Genomic DNA, 533 nt, shown 5'->3' with positions numbered 1-533 from the left:
TCGAGCGCCACGAAGGCGCGGGCAAACGTATCCTGCACGACGTCCTCGCCGTCGATGACCGATCCCATCAGCCGCGAACAGTAGCGGTGCAGCTCCGGCCGCAACGCGGCGGCAAGGGCAAGCAGCCCCTCCCGTCGGTCGCGCTCCACGGCTGACTTTCCGTCGCTCAAGGACCAGTGCCCTCCATGATCGTCACGCCCGCGTCGCCGCTGAGGCCGAAGACGACGCCCTCGGCATAGGCCGGGTCCTCCAGCAGCGAGACGACCCTGTCGCCGAACGCCCGGGGCGGCATCGGTGCGCCGAAGCGGGCGACGAATTGTTCCGGCGTGATGCCGATCGAGCCGGCATAGGCGCCGGCGGCCGCATCGCCGATCCCGGTGCCGAGGATCATCTGCCGGGGCAGGATCGCCTGGAAGCGTATGCCGAGGTCTTTCTCTTGCGCCACGCCATTGGCGTATTTGGCCATGAACCACAACATCCGCTTGGACCCACCATAACCGCCCGACATCTGCGATCCGGTGACGGCGGCGCCG

General features: G+C 68.3%; 1 protein-coding gene and 1 pseudogene. Both read right to left on the bottom strand.

The window, feature by feature from the left end:
• A partial coding sequence (locus tag EN852_RS34865) for a sigma factor (RefSeq protein WP_281407823.1) occupies positions 1-170 on the bottom strand: 170 nt, incomplete at its 3' end.
• Positions 167-533, bottom strand: a pseudogene (locus EN852_RS34860) (short-chain dehydrogenase); the annotation flags it as partial. The pseudogene EN852_RS34860 and the gene EN852_RS34865, both read right to left, overlap by 4 nt.

Source organism: Mesorhizobium sp. M2E.F.Ca.ET.209.01.1.1, from assembly GCF_004010375.2.
Taxonomy (GTDB): Bacteria; Pseudomonadota; Alphaproteobacteria; order Rhizobiales; family Rhizobiaceae; genus Mesorhizobium.
The sequence above is the reverse complement of the archived record's forward strand: the minus strand, read 5'-3'. Positions and strand labels throughout refer to the sequence as shown.